This window comes from Methylobacter sp. (assembly GCF_023227905.1).
Taxonomy (GTDB): Bacteria; Pseudomonadota; Gammaproteobacteria; order Methylococcales; family Methylomonadaceae; genus Methylobacter_A.
The window spans coordinates 26014-48861 of sequence record NZ_JALOCF010000035.1 but is presented as its reverse complement, the minus strand read 5'-3'; the positions used below and the strand labels follow the sequence as shown (position 1 = coordinate 48861).

The following is a 22848-nucleotide window of genomic DNA, read 5'->3' as shown; positions in this document are numbered from 1 at the left end:
GGCAAGCTGCGCATCGTGCTGGCGACCAACGTCGCGGAAACCTCGTTGACTGTGCCGGGCATTCGCTGCGTGATCGACACCGGCCATGCGCGGATCAGCCGCTACAGCCATCGCAGCAAAATCCAGCGTCTGCCGATTGAGCGCATCTCGCAATCTTCCGCCAATCAAAGGGCAGGGCGTTGCGGTCGTGTCGCCGAAGGCATCTGCATCCGGCTGTATTCGCACGACGATTATCTGGCCCGGCCGGAGTTTACCGAGCCGGAAATCATGCGCACCAACTTGTCTGCGGTTATTTTGCAGATGATCTCGTTGAATCTAGGCGACATTGAAGACTTCCCGTTCATTGAGCCGCCCGAAGACAAGATGATCCGGGACGGCAAAACTGTGCTGCATGAAGTCAACGCGCTGGATAAATCGGGTAAGCTGACCGAAGTGGGCAAACAGTTAGCCAAATTCCCGACCGACCCGAAGCTTGCCCGGATGCTGATTGCCGCCGCGCATGAGCATTGTCTGACCGAAGTTGCGATCATCGTTTCCGCGTTGAGCGTGCAAGACCCGCGCGAAAAACCGGCCGACAAAATGGCGCAGGCCGATCAAAAACACGCTGCGTTTCGTCATCCCGAGTCCGATTTTTTAACGCTGTTAAATGTCTGGAATACCTACGAGGAGAAGAAAAAACAGCTGTCCAACAGCAAGCTGCGCAAATACTGCACCGACAATTTCCTGTCTTATATGCGGATGCGCGAGTGGTTCGACATCCACGCGCAAATCATGCAGGTGGTTAAGGGCGATCTAAAAATGCACCCGAACACCGATGAGGCGAGCTATGAAAAAATTCATCGCGCGTTATTGCCGGGGCTGCTGTCGAATATCGGTTTTCGCCATGAACAATACGAATATCTCGGCGCACGCGGCCTGAAGTTCTTCATCTTCCCCGGTTCCGGCCTGCATAAGCTCAAGCCAAAATGGATCATGGCCGCCGAGCAGGTCGAAACCAGCAAGGTTTATGCGCGCAATGTTGCCCGGATCGAACCGGAATGGATAGAGCAGTGCGCCGAGCATCTGGTCAAACACAACTATTACGATCCGCATTGGGAAAAGAAAGGTGCTCGCTGCATGGTGTCCTCGCGCACCTTGTTGTACGGCTTGACCCTACAAGCCGGGCGCAAAATTCCTTATGACCATGTCGATCCCAAAGCCGCTCGGGAGATTTTTATCCGCTCGGCGCTGGTCGATCATGATTATCACAGCAATGCACGGTTTTATGTTGCCAACCAGAAACTGCTCGAAGAAGTGGGTATGATCCAGCATAAAGGCCGCCGGGTCGATTTGGTCGAAGATGAACAATGGCTTTATGAGTTCTACGATAGCAAGCTGCCGCCCGAGGTTGTCAGCGGCGTTACGTTGGATACGTGGCGAAAAACAGCCGAACGCGAGAACCCGAAGATCCTGTTTTTAACCAAGGAGGATTTAACGCGGGAGCAGGAGCAAGATTATGTTAACGAGTGGGATTTTCCGGACAGCAAGAAGATCGGCAACCTGACCATCCCGCTGCAATACCGCTTCGAGCCGGGTCATGATGAAGACGGCGTGACCGCGATCATCCCAGTGCATCAATTGAACCAAGTCTCGCAAACGGCATTCGACTGGCTGGTGCCGGGCTTGCTGGAAGAAAAATGTATCGCGCTGATTAAAGCCCTGCCCAAGAACATCAGGAAACACTTTGTCCCTGTGCCGGAAACCGTCAAGCAATGTCTTGAAATCGAACCGGATTTTAAAGGCGCGTTGCAGGAATGGTTGGGCAATCGTTTGAAAAAACTGACCGGGGAAGCGATTCCGCTCAATGCCTGGAATATGGACGCGTTAACCGATCACTTGAAAATGAATTTCAGGGTTGCAGACGATCAAGGGCAGTTGCTGGATTACGGCCGCGACCTGAAAAAATTGCAGCTCAAGCATACCGCCAAAGCCGGGGACAGCTTCGATCAGATTGCCGCCGACGAGCTGAACTACACCGGCTGCATCGGCTGGGCATTCGATGACCTGCCGGAGACTTACCAGTTTATCCAGAAAGGACAAGCCTTTGTCGGCTACCCCGCAATCATCGATGAAGGCGATGCGGTCGGCGTGCGTATTTTCGATACCGAGCAAAAAGCCGCGCTCCAGCATCAGGCCGGGTTAATGCGCTTGTTCCAACTGCAACTGCGCAAGGAATGTACTTATGTGCTGAAAAACATGCCGAAGTCAGCGACAGCCGAATTAACCTATAACCGCTTGCCGAAACATCCGATTATCGGCAACGACGCGGAGGTTTCGTATAAAGACGACATACTTTATGTAGCCCTGTACGGCGTATTTGTTGAAGGCCGGACCATCCGCACCCAGCAGGCGTTTGAGCAAACTTTGCAGCAAAATAAATCCGGGCTGATCAGCGCCGCCAATGAAGCCGGGAAAATCGCGTTGGAAATCATGGAGCTGTATGGCGCGATCAAAGCTCAGCTGAGCCGCTTCAATGCCAATGACCCGCTGGCGAAAGACATTAACGAACAACTGGATTTGATGATCTATGCCGGGTTCATCCGCAACACGCCGTCTCAGCAGCTCAAAGCCATTCCGCGTTATTTGAAAGCCGTGCAATACCGGCTGGATAAGCGGGACAACACCCTGCAAAAAGTCCAGGAAGCCAGCCGCTATGCGACACGGTTCTGGCAGGACGTGCAGAAGAAGGCCAAGAAAGATAAGGTTGTCCCGGAACAAGACTCTTTTCGTTGGATGTTGGAGGAATTCAGGGTGTCCCTGTTTGCGCAACAGCTTAAAACGGCTTATCCGGTATCTGTTAAGCGGATGGATAAGGCTTGGGATGAGAGAGGGTGATATTGCTCAATGTAGGGTACGCCGCGCGTACCGCATATTGGACGAAATTGATTTTAGCTAGGCCAACCGGATTTTCGAGATCATGATATGTTAGACTTTAGTAAGGCGCAGCTTACCCTACCGGGCTTATACAGGGTTTTACAGATACATGTGGATTTTTAACGAAATGATGATCAGGGGAAAATGAATATGTTAGGGTATTTAATTATTTTTTTCTTGCAGGATTTCAACAATTTATTTTTAACTATCAGGGCGGTATAAATTCTAGCTTTTCATCTTTGCTTTATATTTCTTTAGCAATTGGTGGTGTTTAACTCTTGGTTAGCGGTCGCTATTGTCTTTATTTTTAGGTGGCATTATGGGATCTATTTTATGAGCAAAAAGATGAAAATGAATTTTAAGCATGGCAGTGAAGCAGTTCAAAACGGTAAGTTGCACGGTGCAACCGCCCTTACTGACTATTTTTATTTCTTCTGTCCAAAATGTGAAGGCGACAAGATTTTAAGATTGTTAGACTATAGGATTTATGAAGAAAAAGAAATAAATCCCTATGATGAGGAAGAAAATATAAAATCAAAATCCGCTAAGGGCTTTACCTTGCAGTTTCAGATTTATTGCGAAAACTGCAACCACTCTGATACCGTTAAAATATCAAACCTTGGCTACCAAGGTGGTGATCATTCAACAAACCGTTAAAATGGATTATTCATGGCTGTGACTATTATAGTTGTCATAATTGTACTTATTGTTTTGTCTAAGAAAAATAAGGTAATTTCCCCTATTGATGAAATTAAAAATTTAAAATTAACCAATAGAAGATATAAGAATGCTGCCGGTCAAATTTCAATATTAGATGATTCGCATCCAGCAATAATAATGTTTAAAGAAATCCTTACTAAAGTAGAGAATGGTGACCCTAATGCAGCTTGGGCAATAGGTGGGTTTTATGAATCAGGTAACATTACGTTAGATCGTGATAACCTTTTTCCCAAAAATAGAGAAAAAGCACTTTGGTGGAAAATTAAAGCGGCTGAAGAAGGATCGTCACACGCTCAATTTCAACTAGGTCAAATGTATCATTTTGGCTTGGAAGATAGTCTTGTCAAAACTAACATAAAAGAAGCAATTAAATGGTACAGTCGAGCCGTAGAAAATGGCGACTTTTATGCACTTCTTGCTCTTGGAGAATTGTATTTTTATAAATATGACAATGAAATTGAAATAGAAATCCCACAAGACTATAAAAAAGCCTTTGAATATCTTTCACGAGCAATTGAACACAAATCCACGAAACAATTTGGAATCAGTGTTACCCAATATGGATTATATAATGCCGCCTTAAAACTTGGTGAAATGTATGCATCTGGAAGCGGAGTTAAACAAGATTTAATACTTGCATACAAGTGGTTTAAAATCGGCGGATTCGATCCTGACACTCATCATAAATATCCTCTAAAAGGTAAACTTTCGGAATCTGATACAAAAAAAGCCAACGAACTGGTTGAAGAATGGCGTAAACAACATTCGAATGCGCTTTGATTTTCGCGGGTTCCCAAGCTCCAGTTTGGGAACCCAGTCGTGGAAGCTCCAGCTTCCCCGTCCACCATCGCCACACAAAGGGGGCAATCATGCCTAGAAGCCGCTATCGCGTCCAATGCAACCCTTGTCCACTGTATTGCGCTGCATGTTGCGTTTTGCAAATGCCAACATGCCCCATCCCGTCCAGCTCGGTCAACTAGCCAAGCAAGGTACCATAGAGTACCATTTCCCTAGTCTCCAGCAGGCGACTCCATTTCTCAAACGCAATGAGGGCATCATTATGCAAGCGGTTAAACAAGAAGCTCTGGACACTATCGCCCGGCTCCCGGAAGACGCCGACATGGAAGAGATCATGTACCGGTTCTATGTGCTGGAAAATATCCGGCGCGGACAGCAGGACGCAATTCAAGGCAAAACCCAATCCGCTGAAGAGGTGCTCAGAGATATTCAAATATGGTGAAATGGACGGATCATGCCTTGGCGCAGCTTCGCCATATTCACAATTATATCGCCCATGATTCACCGCTTTACGTCAAGTGAGTCAGCGAAGCGATGGTGCGTAAAACAGTTGGACTTGACGAACTTCCTTATCAGGGTCGCAAGGTGCCGGAACTGAATGAAGAGTATATCCGTGAATTAGGTTTGTATTCGTACCGGATTATTTATGAAATAAAAACCGACCATGTTGAGATTCTGGCGGTGATTCATAAACGGCGGGATTTTGCACCGGAGGATTTACCTTGAATGCGGTAAGGGCAATCCTTAGCGTGTAATAGGCTTTAGTCGTATTGCACCGCATGTTGTATTTTCGCTGGTTCTCAAACTGGAGAGGCTGTGAAAATATTCTTTTTTAGAAAAAATTAAAGAATTCACCACGAAGGTACGAAGAACACGAAGTTTTCAATGCATTGAATTAAAACGATTGTTTTTCTTCGTGTCCTTAGTGTCGCCTAGAGGCGCCTACTTTTGGCTTCGTGGTGAAAAATGTTTTTAGCCTAATTTGGATAATTCTTTCACAGCCTCTGGAGCTTGGGAACCAGCGCATCTTCATATTGGAAGCCATTGGGTTACATTAAATTCTCGATAATTTTATTAATCCTTAGAATCTTTCTTGGATTTCTTCACAGCTTTCTTTTCTTTCGGGCTTAAAGCTGGTTTTTTCTTGGTTTCTTTATTGCTTTTTTGTTCTTTGCTCATGGTACTTTCTCCAAATAATTGATGGGACTTTCTGAATATTCCCAAGCGGGACGGGGTTTGCAACCCTGTTCCTAACGTTTTTGTAATGCCTGAGTTAAGCGACTACATTTAATTGCCGCCTTACGTTTCGAACGGGGCAACATGCCACCTCCGGCTCTAAGATATTTCAGTTGATGAATAACGTAAGGCGCGGTTGGTACTTCACCGCACCCTATGGACTTAAATCCGTTAAGGCTACTTTTTTACAAAGTAATAATAGCCGCCGAATTTTCCTTTTAAGGTCATGCTCTTGTCGTCTTTTTCCACTAAAGTAAATACGTCAAACCGGTTATTGCCCACCAAGGCAACTTTTAATTTGCCATCCTCTATTTCGTAATTTACCGGCGGTTGATCATAGAATTTGCCGTCACGCGGAATATGTAAGATCGTTACTTTGCCGTCTTTAAACACCCAGGTATCTTCCCTTGGGATGGCTTCTTTATCGGTTAAAGAGTTTTTGGTGGATTGCAGCTTCCAGGTGCCCTCGACTTCTTCTTTGGATTGCAGGGTAATATCGGCATAAACAGCGCTGGTAAATACGGATAAAACTAATAATATTACTGCCAGATTTATTCTTTTCATGTTCACTTTCCTATTTTGATTTAAATAACCCTAAAAAATCGGTTGGTGTTGTACGAGTATCTATAAGATAGGAAGTTTATTTCTTTGATCAATAAGCGCTATTACCGATATCGGGTGAATCCGCTATTGAGCTGAATGCCTTACATTCCAAAGCTCCAAGTATTCTTTAATGCCAAATGATTTTTTGAGAAATAAGGGACTGGTTTACGCGTTATGGAAAACTAAAGCTTTGATATCGCGTATCAAACGATCCCATCGCTTCTGGGAGATGCGCCCAACTTGCAAGCGCTGTTCGATACTTTCGTATCAAGGTCCAGTATGCGCCGGAAATAGCCGAACCAACAGCGGTTTATTATGTATTGCGGTTAAAGGTTGTTTTTGATGGCCGTTATTCACAGGGCCGTAGGGTGCGGTGAGGACTCTCACCAATCCTGAACGTTTGGGACGTTCCGGTTCCCGACTCGATGCATTCGCCGTATTTAACTCGGTATCTTGATGATACCTTATAGAGTAAGGCTCAATCCGTGGAGTGAGGCAGGCGTTAGCCGTATTACATCATTAGCAAAAAGTTCCAGGTCTTGCATTGACAATCCTAAACATAAACTGATTATGCAAGACCTGACATTTTTTGCTTTTTTCGAATACCGACGCTGAATATGTATCAGCATTACCATTGACAATAAGCGGTTCATCCCTGAAGGTCGATCTCTCTTTTTGTCTTATTAAGCATACTCAACGGTCAATGAATTCGATCTTCAAAATCTCTGAGCCGTCGATCCGCTTCGTCTTTTTCCATTCCATAGCGTTCCTGGAGTTTGCCCAGCAGCACATCCCGCTTGCCTGCGATTTGATCAATTTCGTCATCAGTCAGATCGCCCCAAGTTTCTTTTATCTTACCTTTAAATTGTTTCCAATTGCCTTCTATTTGATCCCAAGCCATGACTATTCTCCTTACGCGGTGTAAAGAATAAAACCTCCCGTTGCCGGGAACCCAGTTTAGAGATGAGCCTCAACATAGGCTTTCCGTAAACTTAGCAGTAATGTAACCTCAATATCGGAAGCGGTCTGTACGATGCCACACATAGGCAGCAGTAGGATAGATGGGTAGAGCGACACGGATTTAATGGTTGTGATGGATTTCCTTGCAGTCTTACCCCTTCTGCACATTATCCAGCGCCGGCAATCCAGGGTGCAATAGGTACGCTGTGAGCAAAATGCTTCCAGGTTTTGCATGGTATATTTCTTCAAAATAAACTTGATCATGTAAGATATGGCGTTTTTTGCTTTTCCCGAACATTAAATTCACCTCCACGTTTTTATTTATTTTTACCGGTTTTTTGTATCAAGATTATGAAACGAACTTTATTCATGCTCATTTTTTGCGTCGGCTTTGCTTGTTATCCCTTAGCGGCCGGTGCTGGCGCGCAGCCGAAAGTAACCGCCGCTGAACTTGAGCGTCGAATTCATCAACAGGTAAACCGGGTGCGGCAAAATTACGGATTGCCCCAATTGGATAGGGATGAGCAGCTCGGTACCATTGCCCGTCAGCATAGCGCCGACATGGCGCACTATCGTTTTTTCAGTCACATGAATTTGCAGGGGGAAGGCCCCGTCGAGCGAGCTAAAAAACTGGGATGGAACAAGAAGAAACAGCGCGACGTTAATACCTGGGCCGTGGGTCCAGGTGAAAATATATTTATGAATAATCTGTACGATAAGGTTGTTACGATTAAGGAAAACGGTGTCGCAGTAAAAAAAGAATACCTCTGGAATACCCCGGAAGAAATCGTTCAATCGACCGTGCAGGGTTGGATGGACAGTCCGCCGCATCGAAAAAACATCCTGTCGCTGAATTACGCCCAACAAGGCATTGGGGTCGTTATTTCAGGACACGAAATTTATGTCACCGAGGATTTATTTTAACTTTATCGCTGGAGCCTCTAAATGCAAGGGCTTGATAGCTTGCATTTTTGGAAGCAACGAGACAAGGTTTTGAATGAAAGAACGCAGGGCATCCTCAAGCAGTCCTACGACCTAATACTTCAATTAAGACTATTGGGATCATTGTTATTGAGGGCTACCCTTCCGAATCGCTCCGGTTTAATTTGGCTAAACATGTTGGCTTCCACGTTCCTTGTATTCCAGCTTAATTTATTCGCTACAGAACTCTTTTCCATGGCGGTAATGCCATCGTAATCAAAAGAAAAATCGGTAAATAACCCGCTAACTTCAGCATCTTGCAGGTCATTTTCTAATGATTGACAACTACCGTCAGCTGTTGAGCCAGATTTTATGGCTTGGGCACAGGCCATAAGTTTATGGGATGGCACATTGTACGATGCGTGAAACCCGAGTTGATTAATTGAATGCGCGCATTCCAGCCAGTCGGGGCTCTTTAGGTCTATATTTTCAGGAAGATCAATTAATATATTTTTATTGGTTAAATTCGATTTGATAAAAATATCAGCTAATTCGGCGCATTTATTGGGGTTATCTATGCTTTTTGAGTCGATCCAAATAGCCAAGTTATTTTTCTCGGTAATAGCGATAATGTCTCCTATTTTTGCGCCTATTAGCGGGTCTTCAGGTTGATGCTCACTGTTATCAACAGAAATATTCAGCTCAAGGCAATCAGTAATTAATGTGCCACGCAAAGCTTTACCAAGAGTATCGGCATTATCGTAACAAACTTTTGTTGATTTATTTTTATTGCTAAATGATGCGACGAAAATATCTGTTGCGTTATCGTTAACGTTGATGTATTTGGTTTTATCGTTCTTCGGATTAGTTTTATTTAAATCTATATAGGTCAGGCCTAAAGAAGTTTCCCTGATAATCACAGGCTGAATACCTTCATCATTAGAAGTACCAAGAGTATTTAATAAATTTAGTGATGAGTTATTAATATTGCCACCAAGTATGTCGATAATCGTCGATGGTAATTGGGCAAGGGTGGAAATATTATTTTCTCTTGAAATGGACTTATACTTTTCAAATAGCTGCGGATATGTTTCTCGTGCAGCGCCATTAAAATACATGATAAATGGAACTCTTGCCATTTCATGAATGAACCTTGACGAATCGTGCGCTCTGCCGGTGTAAGCGGAATCTCCGTGATCAGAGAAATATAAAAATACGATAGGCTGTTTATATGTTTTAATTTGCTCAATGGTTTTTGAAACACTAAAATCTACATATCTAATTGCCGAGTCATAGGCGTCAACACTTTCCGCTACATCAATATTTGAACCAAGGATTGCGCTAGTTGGCTGTAAACTCATAGAGGAATCTACCGGATGCCTAAAGCTTTCCGGAATGTTGTCTAAATATTTTCCATGACCGGCGTAGGAGTGTAAGAACACTACGGCACTTTCATTGGCCGGTAATGACTGGAGACTGGGTTCCAGGTTTTGCTCGAAAAACACATCATCGCTTGGCTTTTTTATCAGGTCGTCCGCACTTCCGGCAATTGCAGAGTTTGTACTGAATTTTTTATAGGCTTTTTTAAAGATAATTGATGACGCGAGGTTCCAAGTGCCAGACGTGCCTTGATTGCTATACAGAAACGTAGCGATTTTTCCGCTACTAAGAATATCAATCAGGGAAATGCGTTTCTGGGAATAGATTGTACGCAATTCCTTATCGTTATTGGCATTAACACTTAGCGCTTCAAGCAGCGACTGTGAAGTATGGGTGTGAGTTGAAAAAACATTTTTGAACAGCAGGAAATTATTGTCATTGTTAAGTAAATTATCAAGATGGGGGGTTGTCTGCCTAGGATAACCATATAATCCCATATTCATTGCGGATGTTGACTCTCCGATGTAAACAACAACTTTTATTCCATTATTGCTAAAGTTGAGTGCTGGGGGCAGGTTCTGAAAATTAGCGGCAGTGATGTTGAATGTGTTAACGCTATCATTGAACTTTTTTATTGTTGTTTTAAAAACAAGATTTAACGACGCAGTAATAAACAGAAACCCAACAAAAAAAGTAATATACGGGAATCTATGCTTTGAAAACCCATAGCGGTTTCTTATAAATGTTAATAGCCAAAAAATAGTTATTCCAATGACAATATATACAATAAAAAGAATGAAGTGCTTATAGGTAAGATTTGGATGTATTATATTCTGCATTGTTTTAATGTAGAATAATGCTTCATCCCAATCGAAATTATGCGCCTCACTAAAGGAATCAATACCGAGCGAATAAAGCCAAGTTGTTATGGAATCATGAAAAGCCACCCAGACACACCCTGTACTAATGGTAATATTTGCTAAGATCCATTTCTTATTGCTTAGAAGCAATAGCGAAATAATAAGCGATCCAATAAAAAAAAGATATTCGCTTTGCCTGATTACAATAATGCCGATAACTTTTTCAAGTATCAGCTGCATACGATAATCTAATAAGGGTGCTTTTTTAAAAAATAGAATAAACCCTGAAACCGATAACAATAAAATAATAGATAATTTTACGTATATTCTATTTTTATATTGATTATTTAATGAATCAAAAAAACTTATGTAAGTATTGTGAAAGTTAAATTCCTTATTGCTTAAGATGGACTGGCTCCTCTTCTTGAAAAGCTTCTGAGGATTTATTGTCATACTGTTTGCCTAAGTAATTATGCAGTGAGTAGCGCTATGACTCTGCCTTTCTAAAAAGTGAAAGATATATTGCGTTAATTTCGTTAGAGTGCAATTCTGACTGGCTTATCGCAAAATTTAAGGAATGCGAATGATGAGTTTTTATGGGCACAGTGTCTATCCGCCACATTAACTACTCTTCCGATTGCGAATGTGTCCAATGAACCACTGCCAGTTATGAGCCTGCGCCGAACTGAATTATCGTTAATGAATAACCAAAATGAACCCGCGACAACTCAATGAGTTCAAGCCGTGGATAGACTGTATAAAAGATGATACGGGTGGGCAATACGCACACATACTGACCCAAGCCAAACCAAGGCCGTAGAATGCGGTTCATATCTTTAGCTTGGCCTAATAAAACAATCACTTGATTAATTCATGAAAAAACATGAGACAAACCAGGATTTTTATGAAACGATTGATGCCGGATTTTTAAGCAACAGAGAAAATTATGACCGATTTGAATGAAGCTAAGACCAAAGCAGCCGCGGCTTATAATGCCGCTTCCGACTTATTCGACCATCCGGCCAATACCTTTTGGGACCGGTTCGGTCGCAACACTATTAACCGTCTTGATCTGAAACCCGGCGCATCGGTACTTGATGTATGCTGCGGCAGCGGGGCATCTGCATTGCCCGCTGCTGAGCAGGTTGGACCCACCGGTCAGGTTATTGGAATCGATGTTGCAGAAAAATTGCTTGGCCTTGCCGGCGCCAAAGCGACAAGCCAAAACCTGGATAATGTTGAGTTTCGGCTTGGCGATATGCTCGATACCGGCTTTGCGGATGCCAGCTTCGATGCGGTGGTTTGCGTGTTCGGAATATTTTTCGTACCCGATATTCCGGCAGCTATCCGTGAGCTGTGGCGCGTGTTGCGTCCGGGCGGAAAACTTGCGATTACCACATGGGGACCGGATTTTTTTGAACCGGCCAACTCGGTGTTCTGGAATGCGGTGCGCGATGTTAAACCCGAACTATACAAGGGCTTCAACCCTTGGGATCGAATATCCGAACCATCCACCCTCAGCGCCATATTTATTGAAGCTGGGGTGCCCGAGCCATTGATTGTGGCTGAGCAAGGGACTCATCCGATAGCATCGTCGGAAGACTGGTGGACGACGCTTCTCGGTTCGGGTTATCGAGGTACTATCGAGCAAATGGAACCGGAACTGGTCGAGTATGTCCGGCTAGCGAATCATTCGTTCATTTCAAATGCCCAGATACAAGAGGTGCAGGCAAACGTGCTTTATGCGGTTGCCGAAAAGTTTTGATAGTCTTTAAGTTCGCGTTGTTTGAGGTTATCTACTTTTGTTCTCCACTGAACACCTAATTACTGTCCTTTTGTTGCCGCTTCACCCAATATAGTTAACAGGGCAGGGCGCGGTGGGGAGCGTCCCGCCGCGCCGCTAGAGTTCCATGATTGATGCGTATTAATCAAAACTTGGAGTTTGTTCCAGTGCCTTGACAATAAACCACCACTGAAACCCTATTCCCAAAAGCACGGCTATGTGCAAAATCTCATGGGGGCCGATTATGCCGGGAACTATTGTCAATTTCTGGTGATATTCAATAATTGCCCCTACTGTGTAGAAAATGCCGCCCAGTACCAACGGCTGGATAAACGCAAAACCGTAATCTCGCCAAAGATGAAAGCCCATGAACAGCCCCATCCATCCAAGGCCCAGGTAGAAAGACAGACCTAACCATTCCGGAATTGTTGTAAAAAATATTGTTTTTACGATAAGCCCGCTGATAGCCAGAACCCAAACGGTAACGAGAAACCCCCATCGTAATAAGCCGGTAAAAAGGATACAGTTTATTGGCGTAAAGGTGCCCGCAATGACAAGGAAAATTGCCGCATGGTCTAGCCGTTGAAAAACCGTATGTGCGACTCCGGTTGTCGCCAATAAATGATAAACCCCACTGACCAGCAATAAGAAAATACAAGAGCCGGAAAATACAGCCAATGAGATGGTGCGGATGCTTGATCCCTTTACCCGGCGAAGCATGTGTTTAGCCTGATAAGTAAAGAATACTGCGCCTAAAAGGTGAATTATTGAACTCAAAGGATGGGTAAAACCCAGTATGGGATAAATACCTGACATAGAAATGCCTCCAACTTACTTTTTTAGCAATCAAAAAAATAATATTCTGAGGTATGGCAAGTTTGCAAGCTCATGAGGCTTGAAAAGGGCACGGGATGGTCGCCAGCCAGCAACTGCTCTTGCCAATGCCTATAAACCGTATATGTTGCAGGCGACTATTATCTAAGACCGTCAGGCAGTTCCGCAACACGCCTTACCAGCAGCTCAAAGCCATCCCGTGCTATGGACTTGATCTGGCCACGGATGAGCAGATAGGCTGAGGAGTCAAGACTATTGCTCAAACTCAGCCAGTTTTGCCAGCAAATAATCCAAATCCTTTTTGGTATGCTCTGCCGAAACCTGCAACCTGATTTCCTGGTCGCCTTGAGGGACAACCGGATAATTCAGGCCGGTAACCAGAATATTGTTGTCTAATAAATGCGCGACCAACGCGCTTGTTTTTTCTGTGTTTCTGGTCATGATGGGTACGATGGGGTGTTCTCCCTGCAAGGTTTTAAACCCGAATTCTTTAAGTCCCACTCTAAGATAAGCGCTATATACCCGCAGTTTTTCCAATAAATTCAAGCCTTCATCGCTATTTACTATGTCTAATGCAGCGCTTGCCGCACTTGCTTCAGCCGGTGTAATCGGATTTGAATAAATATAAAACGGCGAGGTTTCCCGTAAATAAGCGACCACCGCCGAATCGGCAACGACATAGCCGCCATTCACGCCAAAGGCTTTGCCGAGCGTAGCAATTAATACATCAGCCCGGCCTTGGCTATATTCCTCTGTACCCCGGCCGGTCCGGCCAAAGGCGCCGACGCCGTGAGAGTCGTCGACAATGGTAATAATCCCTTCTTCGTACGCATCTTCATGCCGTTTGCAACAGGCGTTTAATTTATTGAGGTGGGCATAATTGCCGCGCATACTGAAAATCCCGTCGGTAACCAGACAAACCCGCTTGACCCGGCCTTTGTACGCTTCAAGGATTTTGTCCAGGGCATTAATGTCTGCATGGGCATAAATTTCTTTGCTAGCGGGATGGGATAAGCGTATCGCATTGATAATGCAATTATGGTTCAGCGCATCGCTGACGACTAAGGTATCGTCGGAAATAAACTGGGGCAAGACGCCGGTCATGGTCGTATAAGCGGAACTGAACAGCATGGCCGATTCGCGGCCATGAAATGCGGCAAGCTTTTGTTCCAGTTCAACATGCGGCTGATAAGTGCCGCTGATAAAACGAACCGCTCCGGGACCGGTGCCGAATTTTTCAGCGGCGTCAGCTTCGGCTTTGATCACCTGCGGATGCGTGGCAAGCCCGAGGTAAGAGTTGGAGTTCATGCGCAAGAACGCTCTATTCCCGAACCCTTCAAGAAAATAGCGGGGGCCGAAACCATTAGCGGCGCTTCTCATGCCGGTAATGATTTTTTCATGACCTTTGGATAGGCCTTGTTGCTGTAATTCGGTTAGTTTATCGGCGAACAGTGCTTCTAATTTTGTCAGTGACATAAACACCTCCGGTTAGTTAAGTAAGCGCATATTCAACAGCATATCCTTGACCATTGCCGGCAAGTCAAATTGAGCTTGCCAGCCCCACTCGGTTCTGGCTGCGCTATCGTTCATGTGTCGGGGCCAAGAGTCGGCAATCGCCTGCCGTAACGGATCGACGCTATAAGTAATGGTGAATTCAGGAATGTGTTTTTGTATTTCCGCGGCTAACTGCTGTGGTGTAAAACTCATCGCGGTCACATTAAACGCGTTTCTGTGTTTTAGCTGCGTACTATCCGCTGTCATTAGCGTAATGGCGGCATCAAGAGCGTCAGGCATATACATCATATCCAGCTGCGTGTCGGCCCGGAGGAAACACGCGTAATGTTGCGATTTAATCGCCGCATAGAAAATATCCACCGCATAATCGGTAGTGCCTCCGCCAGGCAGGGTTTTGCTGGAAATTAATCCCGGATATCTTAAACCGCGGGCATCGACGCCAAAGCGATGAAAATAATAATCGCAAAGCAGTTCTCCTGAAACCTTGGTAATGCCGTAAATAGTCGTTGGCCTTTGGATAGTGTCCTGCGGCGTATCCATAGAGGGCGTTTCAGTGCCGAACGCAGCGATGGAACTGGGAAAGAACAGTGCGCATCGGTATTCTCTGCAAATTTCCAGTACATTCATTAAACCGTTCATGTTGACATCCCAGGCCTGCTGAGGTTTTTGTTCCGCAACAGCGGAAAGCAGTGAGGCAAGATGAAAAATCGTGTCAATGTTGTTGGCTGTCACGATTTGCTTGAGTGTCGATAGATCGCGCACATCCAGGCGGTAATATGGCCCTGGTTGCGTTAGTTCATCGTTCAAGGCTGGTTTTATATCGGCAGCAAGCACATTTCCGGCGCCATATCTATTGCGCAAGGTCATGATTAACTCCGAGCCGATTTGCCCGGTTGCACCTGTCACCAATATTTTTTTCATTTGTGCCTTCGCTGTTTTTGCCGACTAATGCTCGGATTGGGCTTTAAAAATGAAATGCAATAGAACCAGGCAAGCCGGCTCTTATAGGATATGTTACTGCAAGAAAGCGGAGATGAAAGCAAAAAAGACAAGGTTATCCCGGAAACAAGGCTTTTCCGGCAGTTTAAAACGGTGGCTGATTTATAGCGATAACTACTTTTTAAAGGGTATTGATTAAAATCGATTTTCCGCTTGTTAATATTATTGATGTTAAAAAGGTTTGATGTATTATCTGAATTCCTTAGGACAAAATGTCGGGTACAAAGGAGTTAAGTATGTTAATTAAAACCAAATCTAACATCTTAAGCGGCGAAATCACCGACCGGGCGGTTTTTGAATCCCGAAGAGAGTTCATTAAAGCGGTCACCATGCTTTCGGCGGGGGTGATGTTGCCGGGTTCTGCACATGCTCAGACGCCTGTCGATTCTTATTCAGCAAACTTGCAAGTCAGTGATCGTACCGATGTTATCAACTATACCAATTACTATGAGTTTTCCACGAATAAACATGATTCCACTATTTTAGCCAAGGCCTTAAAAACCAAGCCTTGGAGTGTAGAAGTGGTAGGCGAGGCGGAAAAGCCAGGCGTTTACGATCTGGAAGATATTTTAAAAGACAATCCTGTGCAGGAGCGCATTTATCGGTTCCGCTGCGTGGAAGCCTGGTCTATGGTGGTGCCGTGGCTTGGGTTTCCGTTAGGCGATATGCTGAAGCGGTTTAAGCCGACCTCAAAAGCAAAATTTGTTGAATTTACCACGCTTTATAACCCGGAAGTCATGGTCGGTCAGCGTTCCAGCGTTTTAGACTGGCCTTATGTGGAAGCTTTGCGCATGGATGAAGCCATGCATCCGCTGACAATGATGGTCACCGGGATGTATGGTGATGAGCTGCCCAATCAAAATGGCGCTCCGTTACGCTTGATTGTACCGTGGAAATACGGCTTCAAGAGTATCAAAGCGATAGTCAAAATACGTTTTAGAGAAAACATGCCGGAAACCGCATGGCATAAAGTCGCTCCTCGTGAATACGGCTTTTATGCCAATGTTAACCCTGAAGTGCCTCATCCCCGATGGAGTCAAAGCCGTGAGCGGGTGCTGGGGGGCAGTATTTTTACCGCAAAACGTAATACTGAAAAGTTTAACGGTTATGGCGAGGAAGTTGCAGCCCTTTATTCCGGTATGGATTTAACCAAGTATTTTTGATGGCACTCGGCAAAAAAGGCTGGCCGGCCATAAAAGTTATTGTTTTTTTATTGAGCTTACTGCCTTTTTTGTTGCTGACCAATGCTGCCGTCAACGACCGGCTTGGCGCTAACCCAATAGAAGCGCTGCATTTCGGTTTTGGCGACTGGGCTATGCGTTTTTTGTGCATAACCTTGGCGCTGACGCCGATTAAAATCATAACCGGACAAAACATGCTGTTGCGCTTTAAGCGCATGATGGGCTTGTATGCTTTTTTTTACGCCAGCCTGCATTTGCTGGTTTTTATCGTTCTTGATTTGTCGTTATCCTGGGAGGCGTTTAAAGACGAGGTGCCTAAAAGCCCTTATATACTGATGGGCTTGCTGACGTATTTGCTGTTAATTCCCCTGGCTGTAACTTCAACAAAAAAGATGCAGAAATGGTTGGGGCGAAGCTGGTTAAAGCTGCACCGCTTAGTCTATGTGGCGGGGCTGACGGCTGTGGTGCATTACTTTTGGCTGGTAAAAAAGGATTATACCGAGCCGTTGATTTATGCAGGGGTGGTCAGTATTTTATTGGCAGTACGTATTGTTGTTTATTTCCGGAAAGCCGCTAAACTTTTTAGCCTTTAGCCTTTAGCCTTTAGCCTTTAGCCTTTAGCCTTTAGCCTTTAGCCTTTTACTTTATTTCAAACGACGTTAACGCTTCATCATGTTGAAGTTCGGTGATTTCCACATGATCGACCCGGGCGGTGATAGGGCCTTTGTGACACCATTTGATGAATTTTTCAATAGTCATGTTGTCAGACTCGGCGATAATTTCAACCCGGCCGTCAGGGAGGTTTGTGGCGCTGCCTTTGATGTTAAAGTGTTTGGCCTTATTTTGGGTAAAAAGTCGAAAGTAAACGCCTTGAACTCGGCCTGAAACCAGGATTTTAACTTTACGCATCATTCTTGAATTCTCCAGCAATAATGGATTTTTGGGTTGCGGGCAAAATCTTCCGGAATCGTTGCCGCGCTGATGTCTTCTATAGTTAAATTGGATAAGGCTTGCTTGTCGATCTTAAAACGCCTGAAATTAGTGGAAAAGTATAGGACGCCTCCGGGCGACAGCAAGGAAACCGCATTATTGATCAGCTGCACATGGTCGTTTTGTATATCGAATACCTCGTCCATCCGTTTCGAATTGGAAAAAGTCGGCGGATCAAGAAAAATCAAATCGTAGTGCCTGTTAGCCAGTTGCGCTTCAGTGGCTAGCCATTCCAGGCAGTCGGCTTGTATAAACTCATGCGTCCCTTCATTGGCGTTCAATGCCATATTCTTTTTTGCCCAATTGATATAGGTATTGGACATGTCGACTGTCGTTGTCGACTTGGCCCCGCCCACTGCCGCGTGCACCGTCGCGCTGCCGGTGTAGGCAAACAGGTTTAAAAAGCGCTTATCTTTTGCCTGCTTTTGAATCAGCATCCGGATCGGTCGATGGTCAAGAAACAAGCCGGTGTCCAGATAATCTTCAAAGTTGACCAATAACTTGCAGTCGCCTTCTTCGATGATATGAAAGCGCCCCTGATCGCCGTGTTTTTCGTACTGGTCGGTGCTTTTTTGCTTGCGACGTATTTTCAGGAAAACCTGGTCGCGACTGATGCCGAGTACGCGCGGTATTTCGGCCAATAACCCGGCCAGCCGCTGATCGGCTTTGTGTTGATCGATGCTTTTGGGTGGTTCGTATTCCTGTACCACGACCCAAGTTTGCTCCGCTTGGTAAATATCAACGGCGACCGCGTATTCCGGCAAATCGGCGTCATAGGCGCGATAGCAAGTGATGCGGTTTTGCTTGGCCCAGCTGGACAGTTTTTTCAGGTTCTTTTTGAGCCGGTTGGCGAACATTTCCGCGCCCAGCTCACGCCCCTCGCCTACATCCTTGTAGGCTAACATTTCCGCCCCGACTGACTCGGCGCCGGTCGTTTCGGGCTGCGGTGTCGTGGCGGTTGCCTTGGCGATCCGTTGTTCCTGCGCCTTGCTGATCTCAGTGACTTGGGCAATACGCTCTTCCTGCGTTTTGGCTTTCGAGATGAAGAAATTGTTTTCCTCAATATCCATTCGTAACAGCTTGCATTCCAGTGCGCCGTTAAACAGGGTGATCGGTTTCTGCGAGCGTATGCCCAAACGAAAGCCTAGCTCCGGGTTGCTGATAATCATTGCAGCCTTCCAGCCGATAAAGTGCGCCTTGAGCGTTTCTCCGAACTTTTTGTACAACTCGGCCGTTTCCTGCTCATCGCCCAAGCGTTCGCCGTAAGGCGGGTTGCAGATCAACAGGCCGGGCTTCCAGCTTTCTGCGGGTTCCGCGTCTTCAATATCGCGGCGCTCGACATGGATTTTATTTTGCAGGCCGGCATTGGCGATATGGGCTAAAGCTGTGTTGACGGTATGGCGATTTTGATCGAAACCAACGATAACCGGCAGTTTTTCCAGGCCGATTTTCTTGCGTTGCTCGGCTTCCGCGCGTAATGCTTTCCAGCATTCGGCATCGTGTTTTTTCCAGCCGGTAAAGCCGAAATAATCGCGTAATAAGCCCGGCGCATAATCGGCGGCAATCATTGCGCCTTCTAATAATAAAGTGCCTGAACCGCACATCGGGTCTATTAATGAGCCTTGTTGCTTGGCGATTTGGGGCCAGCCGCTGCGCAGCAACATTGCTGCCGCCAGATTTTCTTTCATCGGGGCTTTGATGCTGACATCCCGATAACCGCGCCGGTGCAGGCTTTCGCCGGAAAGGTCGAGGCTGAGCTGGGCATTTTCGCCGTTCAAATAAACATTGATGCGGATATTGGGCTGTTCGGTATCGATATTGGGGCGTTTTTGAAACTTTGCCCGCATCTGGTCGACGATGGCATCCTTGACTTTTAACGCGCCAAAATGGGTATTGTTAATCGCCGCCGAGTTTTTCGCGCTGAACGACACGGCAAAGCTGTCGTCAGGATTGATATGCTCGAACCAGTTGATTTTTTGTACGCCCTTATAAAGATCGTCCTGGGATTTTACTTCAAAAGAGCTCAGCACCAGTAAAATCCGGTTTGCGGTTCTCGACCACAGACAGGCTCGATATGCCGTTGCCAAATCGCCCTGAAAAGCCACTCCAGCCATAGTGGCTTTGATGTTTTTTACACCGAGCGCCTGGAGTTCATCGGTCAGGATGGTTTCCATCGCTTTGGGAGTAGTAGCAAATAGTTGATAGGTGGGCATAAGAGCTTAGGCAAAAGGCAAAAGGCTAAGGGCAAAATGTCCAAAGCCAGCTTTGGACTCCTTTAGCGCTGGAAATCCAAGCTGGCTTTGACGGATGAGCGGGTACTGTTAAGGCTAAGCAGAAAACGCAAAGCAACGGTTTTTTGCCCTTCGCCTTGCGCCTTTAGTCTGCTTTCCTACTGAATCTTGATCAGCTCGACATCAAAGATCAATGCGGCATTCGGGCCGATTGCACGGCCTGCGCCTTGTTCGCCATACGCGAGTTCTGATGGAATGAAAAAGCGGTATTTGGCGCCTTCTTTCATCAGTTGAACGCCTTCGGTCCAGCCGGCGATGACTCTGTTCAACGGGAATGTAGCGGGCTCGCCTCGGCTGTAAGAACTGTCGAACTCTGTACCGTCAATGGTTGTGCCTTTGTAATGCACAGTCACGTTATCTGTGGCTTTAGGAGAGACAGTACCGGTTCCTGGAGTTAAAACTTCGTATTGCAAGCCGCTGGCAGTGGTGATGATATTGGGTTTTTTAGCGTTTTCAGCAAGGAAGGCTGTACCTGCGGCTTTATTTTCTTCAGGGGTGGTGGCGTTGGCCATTGAGAACATAGTAAATCCTATAAGTAGAGCGGTGACGATTAAAAGAACTTTAGTTTGAATATTTCTCACGACTTATCCTTTATTGTTAACGTAGAACCGGTAGTTTATCAAAAAAACCAGCCTTTGTTTTCTAAATCGCTTTGGCACTCGCCTAATTGGCGTTGAAACAGTTTTGCCCGTTTGGCTACTTTGTTGGCAATCTGTACGAGCCCTGCTTTTTGTAAATAGCTTTTGTGTTGATAGCCGCCATGTCCTTCGTGGTAGGCAAGGTATAAATTCTTGGCGTCCAGTTTCGATATGCCTAGCCGGTTGTGGCTGACATTACAGTACCAGCCGATAAAATCGGTGGCGTCGGCGAATTCATCGCGATCCGCTCCCCAGCCGCCGGCCTTGGTCAGATAATCATCCCAAGTCTCATCCTTGGCTTGGGCATAGCCGTAAGCGCTGCTTTCCCGGGGTAGGGGGATGAACCCCAGCAGCCAAGGGCGCGGCGGCTCGGCGTCGGCGACAAAGTGCGATTCCTGATGCATGATCGCCATTTGAATATAGATAGGTACGCCCCATTTCTTGAATGAGTTTTTAGCCTCGTCATACCAGTCATCTTTTTCCCTGAAGGTAGAGCATATATTTTCACTGTTTTTCGGCGGGAGGGCGGTGCAGTCCGTCAGGGTCATTAGCATGAGCAGGATTAAATACTTTCTCATAATGCGATGTTGTGGTTTGGGACTACTAAAATGTGGTCGATAAAATTAATTGCAATAGTAAAAGAGCAAAATATAACACAGGCACTATACTTGGGCCGGTAATCTTATACAGTATTTGAACACTAAGATAAATGGATAATCAAAGAGGAAAGTCAGATGAATTTAGATTTAAACCGGCCCTATCGAAAAAAATTAATGTCGAAAGGTCTGATTTATATGGGGGAGGAAGAGCAAGAAATCACCATTAAAGATCTGTCATTAACCGGCGTGCTTGCAGAATTAAAGTCGCATGGTAAAAATGCCAAAGATATTTTTAACATACTGTCAGCATCGACTTTAATCGATTTATATCTTCCGGAAATGCGCCTGGCCGGTGAAGTCGAGGTGGTCAGGGTTGATATGCATGAAGATCATATAGCGATTGCGCTGGAATTCAGGAATGTTTCCTATGATGTCGATAATCAGCTGTACAAGAGAAAAGTGTACAGAAAAAACATGGTGGCGCCGGGTAAAATCCTGCTGAATGGCGAATATCGCGATTTTACTACCGTTAACGTTTCGGTGGACGGGTTAATGGTTAAGCTGGACGAATTCATAGACATCAAGCCCGGTGAAATAACCGTGTTTGAATTTGAAAGGCTGGGCCTGGATGGCGAGATTAAAGTGGTATGGGTTGAGCACCCCGCCAATGCCGGTACATTGATGGGTCTTCAATATGTACATATGGAAAAAACGGAGATTAAGGGGATACCTCGCTTCGCCCGCTGACAAACTGCATAACTTCCTGCCACCAGGGCTGACCCTCAGCCAGTGGCAGGGTGTTATGGCCCGCACCTTTAAATGTCCAAAGTTTCTTGGGATGACGCAGTGATTCAAAGAGCTTCAAGCTGTATTTGGCGGGAATGATTTCATCTTTTTGCGCGACCAGAATCGCAGTGCTCCCTCGGTAATTTTGCAGATTGCTGACGTTGTCGAATTTATCGCGGATCAGCCATTTAGCGAAGAAATACCAGTAATGGTGTTGGGCAACATCGACCATGCTGGTAAACGGCGTGACCAGAACGATGCCTTTAACCGGAACCTGCCCATTCTCTATAATGCCAGAGACCACGCCTCCACCGAGCGACTCGCCCCACAGATAAATAGGTTCGCCAAAATCGTTCAAGGCCTGTTTTGCGGTTTGAATACCATCGGCAACCAACGTCTGTTCCGATAGCGCACCGCTTCTAGCCGCATAGCCCGGATATTCGGCCAGAATCACCCGATAACCCAGCCTTTCCAAAGCATCCAGATAATAAGTCCGGTCGGTTGCCGAGCCAGCATTGCCGTGAAAAACGATGACTGTGCCTTTGTTGATCGATTGGGATGTTTTGGAAATCAACCCCCGGTAATCGTCCGTTGACGGCCAGGGTTTTAGGTTGGCTTGCTCGGCCAACTGCTGTTGTTCTGCAAGCGAATAGGTGTCGGGGAAATAGATCAGTTTTTGCTGAAATAGAAAAACGATCAGCAGGAACAGCAAATAGGTCAGCAGTATTGAAAGCATCGTTTTGGAAGTCAAAGGTTAAATGCCTGTGTATTTTTGATTGTGTTGACCAGCCTTCTCATTCCGTGCTCCCGATTGAGCCGTCTGTTAAGTGCGCCAATAAAA

21 protein-coding genes are annotated in these 22848 nt (G+C 45.6%); 10 read left to right on the top strand and 11 right to left on the bottom strand.

The genetic code is table 11. From position 1 onward, the window contains the following. The 5 genes from hrpA to M0R47_RS14130 form a co-directional block, all read left to right on the top strand. Positions 1 to 2874: ATP-dependent RNA helicase HrpA (gene hrpA / locus M0R47_RS14150; RefSeq protein ID WP_292555947.1), on the top strand; the 2874-nt coding region annotated here is incomplete at its 5' end. A gap of 372 nt (positions 2875 to 3246) precedes the next feature. Continuing rightward, positions 3247 to 3570 (top strand): hypothetical protein, encoded by a 324-nt coding sequence (locus M0R47_RS14145; RefSeq protein ID WP_292555945.1) that lies wholly within the window; start codon positions 3247 to 3249, stop codon positions 3568 to 3570. Positions 3571 to 3582: 12 nt separating this feature from the next. Next, on the top strand, positions 3583 to 4413 hold the full coding sequence (locus M0R47_RS14140; protein ID WP_292555943.1) for a tetratricopeptide repeat protein: 831 nt from the start codon (positions 3583 to 3585) through the stop codon (positions 4411 to 4413). Between the two features lie 169 nt (positions 4414 to 4582). Beyond that, positions 4583 to 4873 carry a hypothetical protein gene (locus M0R47_RS14135; RefSeq protein ID WP_292555941.1) on the top strand — a complete coding sequence of 97 codons (291 nt, stop codon included), beginning with the start codon at positions 4583 to 4585 and terminating at the stop codon, positions 4871 to 4873. Positions 4874 to 4965: 92 nt separating this feature from the next. Beyond that, positions 4966 to 5157: a type II toxin-antitoxin system RelE/ParE family toxin gene (locus M0R47_RS14130; protein ID WP_292555939.1), complete on the top strand. Its 192-nt coding sequence runs from the start codon at positions 4966 to 4968 to the stop codon at positions 5155 to 5157. Between the two features lie 687 nt (positions 5158 to 5844). Here M0R47_RS14130 and M0R47_RS14125 read toward each other — a convergent pair. Both M0R47_RS14125 and M0R47_RS14120 read right to left on the bottom strand, forming a co-directional pair. Next, positions 5845 to 6231 (bottom strand): hypothetical protein, encoded by a 387-nt coding sequence (locus M0R47_RS14125; RefSeq protein ID WP_292555937.1) that lies wholly within the window; start codon positions 6229 to 6231, stop codon positions 5845 to 5847. 739 nt (positions 6232 to 6970) lie between these two features. Next, on the bottom strand, positions 6971 to 7171 hold the full coding sequence (locus tag M0R47_RS14120) for a CsbD family protein (protein WP_292555935.1): 201 nt from the start codon (positions 7169 to 7171) through the stop codon (positions 6971 to 6973). 410 nt (positions 7172 to 7581) lie between these two features. Between M0R47_RS14120 and M0R47_RS14115 the strand changes: the two genes are divergently transcribed. Next, positions 7582 to 8154, top strand: a complete 573-nt coding sequence (locus M0R47_RS14115; RefSeq protein ID WP_292555933.1) for a CAP domain-containing protein — start codon at positions 7582 to 7584, stop codon at positions 8152 to 8154. Positions 8155 to 8273: 119 nt separating this feature from the next. On the opposite strand, the gene M0R47_RS14110 is transcribed toward M0R47_RS14115, so the two are convergent. Further along, positions 8274 to 10844 carry a sulfatase-like hydrolase/transferase gene (locus M0R47_RS14110; RefSeq protein ID WP_292555931.1) on the bottom strand — a complete coding sequence of 857 codons (2571 nt, stop codon included), beginning with the start codon at positions 10842 to 10844 and terminating at the stop codon, positions 8274 to 8276. A 493-nt stretch (positions 10845 to 11337) separates the two neighbouring features. On the opposite strand from M0R47_RS14110, the gene M0R47_RS14105 reads away from it, so the two are divergent. Next, positions 11338 to 12156 (top strand): methyltransferase domain-containing protein, encoded by an 819-nt coding sequence (locus M0R47_RS14105; RefSeq protein WP_292555929.1) that lies wholly within the window; start codon positions 11338 to 11340, stop codon positions 12154 to 12156. 159 nt (positions 12157 to 12315) lie between these two features. Here the strand turns inward: M0R47_RS14105 and M0R47_RS14100 are convergent, their stop codons facing one another. From M0R47_RS14100 to M0R47_RS14090, 3 genes are all read right to left on the bottom strand, one after another. After that, on the bottom strand, positions 12316 to 12990 hold the full coding sequence (locus M0R47_RS14100; RefSeq protein ID WP_292555927.1) for a hemolysin III family protein: 675 nt from the start codon (positions 12988 to 12990) through the stop codon (positions 12316 to 12318). 270 nt (positions 12991 to 13260) lie between these two features. Next, entirely contained in the window at positions 13261 to 14484 is a 1224-nt protein-coding gene (locus tag M0R47_RS14095) for an aminotransferase class I/II-fold pyridoxal phosphate-dependent enzyme (RefSeq protein WP_292555925.1), read from the bottom strand. A 12-nt stretch (positions 14485 to 14496) separates the two neighbouring features. After that, positions 14497 to 15444 carry an NAD-dependent epimerase/dehydratase family protein gene (locus M0R47_RS14090; RefSeq protein WP_292555923.1) on the bottom strand — a complete coding sequence of 316 codons (948 nt, stop codon included), beginning with the start codon at positions 15442 to 15444 and terminating at the stop codon, positions 14497 to 14499. A 314-nt stretch (positions 15445 to 15758) separates the two neighbouring features. On the opposite strand from M0R47_RS14090, the gene msrP reads away from it, so the two are divergent. Beyond that, positions 15759 to 16685: a protein-methionine-sulfoxide reductase catalytic subunit MsrP gene (gene msrP, locus M0R47_RS14085; protein WP_292555921.1), complete on the top strand. Its 927-nt coding sequence runs from the start codon at positions 15759 to 15761 to the stop codon at positions 16683 to 16685. Beyond that, positions 16685 to 17296 (top strand): protein-methionine-sulfoxide reductase heme-binding subunit MsrQ, encoded by a 612-nt coding sequence (locus M0R47_RS14080; RefSeq protein ID WP_292555919.1) that lies wholly within the window; start codon positions 16685 to 16687, stop codon positions 17294 to 17296. The genes msrP and M0R47_RS14080 overlap by 1 nt, the downstream gene beginning before the upstream one ends. 46 nt (positions 17297 to 17342) lie before the next feature. On the opposite strand, the gene M0R47_RS14075 is transcribed toward M0R47_RS14080, so the two are convergent. From M0R47_RS14075 to M0R47_RS14060, 4 genes are all read right to left on the bottom strand, one after another. Next, positions 17343 to 17612 (bottom strand): acylphosphatase, encoded by a 270-nt coding sequence (locus tag M0R47_RS14075; RefSeq protein ID WP_292555949.1) that lies wholly within the window; start codon positions 17610 to 17612, stop codon positions 17343 to 17345. Then, on the bottom strand, positions 17612 to 19906 hold the full coding sequence (gene rlmKL / locus M0R47_RS14070) for a bifunctional 23S rRNA (guanine(2069)-N(7))-methyltransferase RlmK/23S rRNA (guanine(2445)-N(2))-methyltransferase RlmL (RefSeq protein WP_292555917.1): 2295 nt from the start codon (positions 19904 to 19906) through the stop codon (positions 17612 to 17614). The genes M0R47_RS14075 and rlmKL overlap by 1 nt, the downstream gene beginning before the upstream one ends. A gap of 176 nt (positions 19907 to 20082) precedes the next feature. After that, positions 20083 to 20505: an FKBP-type peptidyl-prolyl cis-trans isomerase gene (locus M0R47_RS14065; RefSeq protein WP_366513224.1), complete on the bottom strand. Its 423-nt coding sequence runs from the start codon at positions 20503 to 20505 to the stop codon at positions 20083 to 20085. Between the two features lie 98 nt (positions 20506 to 20603). Next, positions 20604 to 21200, bottom strand: a complete 597-nt coding sequence (locus M0R47_RS14060) for a hypothetical protein (RefSeq protein WP_292555913.1) — start codon at positions 21198 to 21200, stop codon at positions 20604 to 20606. Positions 21201 to 21356: 156 nt separating this feature from the next. On the opposite strand from M0R47_RS14060, the gene M0R47_RS14055 reads away from it, so the two are divergent. Continuing rightward, a complete protein-coding gene (locus tag M0R47_RS14055) occupies positions 21357 to 21968 on the top strand; it encodes a PilZ domain-containing protein (RefSeq protein ID WP_292555911.1) in 612 nt (203 codons plus the stop codon). On the opposite strand, the gene M0R47_RS14050 is transcribed toward M0R47_RS14055, so the two are convergent. Beyond that, complete coding sequence (locus tag M0R47_RS14050) at positions 21940 to 22758, bottom strand: alpha/beta hydrolase (protein WP_292555909.1); 819 nt, start codon at positions 22756 to 22758, stop codon at positions 21940 to 21942. The two genes, M0R47_RS14055 and M0R47_RS14050, sit on opposite strands and share 29 nt — an antisense overlap. Between the last annotated feature and the right edge of the window lie 90 nt (positions 22759 to 22848).

Coding starts and splice junctions, on each gene's coding strand:
- M0R47_RS14105 (WP_292555929.1), top strand. CDS start 11,338: ATGACCGATTTGAATGAAGCTAAGACCAAAGCAGCCGCGGCTTATAAT.
- M0R47_RS14090 (WP_292555923.1), bottom strand. CDS start 15,444: ATGAAAAAAATATTGGTGACAGGTGCAACCGGGCAAATCGGCTCGGAG.
- M0R47_RS14055 (WP_292555911.1), top strand. CDS start 21,357: ATGAATTTAGATTTAAACCGGCCCTATCGAAAAAAATTAATGTCGAAA.
- M0R47_RS14100 (WP_292555927.1), bottom strand. CDS start 12,990: ATGTCAGGTATTTATCCCATACTGGGTTTTACCCATCCTTTGAGTTCA.
- M0R47_RS14110 (WP_292555931.1), bottom strand. CDS start 10,844: ATGACAATAAATCCTCAGAAGCTTTTCAAGAAGAGGAGCCAGTCCATC.
- M0R47_RS14140 (WP_292555943.1), top strand. CDS start 3,583: ATGGCTGTGACTATTATAGTTGTCATAATTGTACTTATTGTTTTGTCT.
- M0R47_RS14130 (WP_292555939.1), top strand. CDS start 4,966: ATGGTGCGTAAAACAGTTGGACTTGACGAACTTCCTTATCAGGGTCGC.
- M0R47_RS14135 (WP_292555941.1), top strand. CDS start 4,583: ATGCCCCATCCCGTCCAGCTCGGTCAACTAGCCAAGCAAGGTACCATA.
- M0R47_RS14060 (WP_292555913.1), bottom strand. CDS start 21,200: ATGAGAAAGTATTTAATCCTGCTCATGCTAATGACCCTGACGGACTGC.
- M0R47_RS14145 (WP_292555945.1), top strand. CDS start 3,247: ATGAGCAAAAAGATGAAAATGAATTTTAAGCATGGCAGTGAAGCAGTT.
- M0R47_RS14080 (WP_292555919.1), top strand. CDS start 16,685: ATGGCACTCGGCAAAAAAGGCTGGCCGGCCATAAAAGTTATTGTTTTT.
- M0R47_RS14120 (WP_292555935.1), bottom strand. CDS start 7,171: ATGGCTTGGGATCAAATAGAAGGCAATTGGAAACAATTTAAAGGTAAG.
- msrP (WP_292555921.1), top strand. CDS start 15,759: ATGTTAATTAAAACCAAATCTAACATCTTAAGCGGCGAAATCACCGAC.
- M0R47_RS14065 (WP_366513224.1), bottom strand. CDS start 20,505: ATGTTCTCAATGGCCAACGCCACCACCCCTGAAGAAAATAAAGCCGCA.
- rlmKL (WP_292555917.1), bottom strand. CDS start 19,906: ATGCCCACCTATCAACTATTTGCTACTACTCCCAAAGCGATGGAAACC.
- M0R47_RS14115 (WP_292555933.1), top strand. CDS start 7,582: ATGAAACGAACTTTATTCATGCTCATTTTTTGCGTCGGCTTTGCTTGT.
- M0R47_RS14125 (WP_292555937.1), bottom strand. CDS start 6,231: ATGAAAAGAATAAATCTGGCAGTAATATTATTAGTTTTATCCGTATTT.
- M0R47_RS14095 (WP_292555925.1), bottom strand. CDS start 14,484: ATGTCACTGACAAAATTAGAAGCACTGTTCGCCGATAAACTAACCGAA.
- M0R47_RS14075 (WP_292555949.1), bottom strand. CDS start 17,612: ATGCGTAAAGTTAAAATCCTGGTTTCAGGCCGAGTTCAAGGCGTTTAC.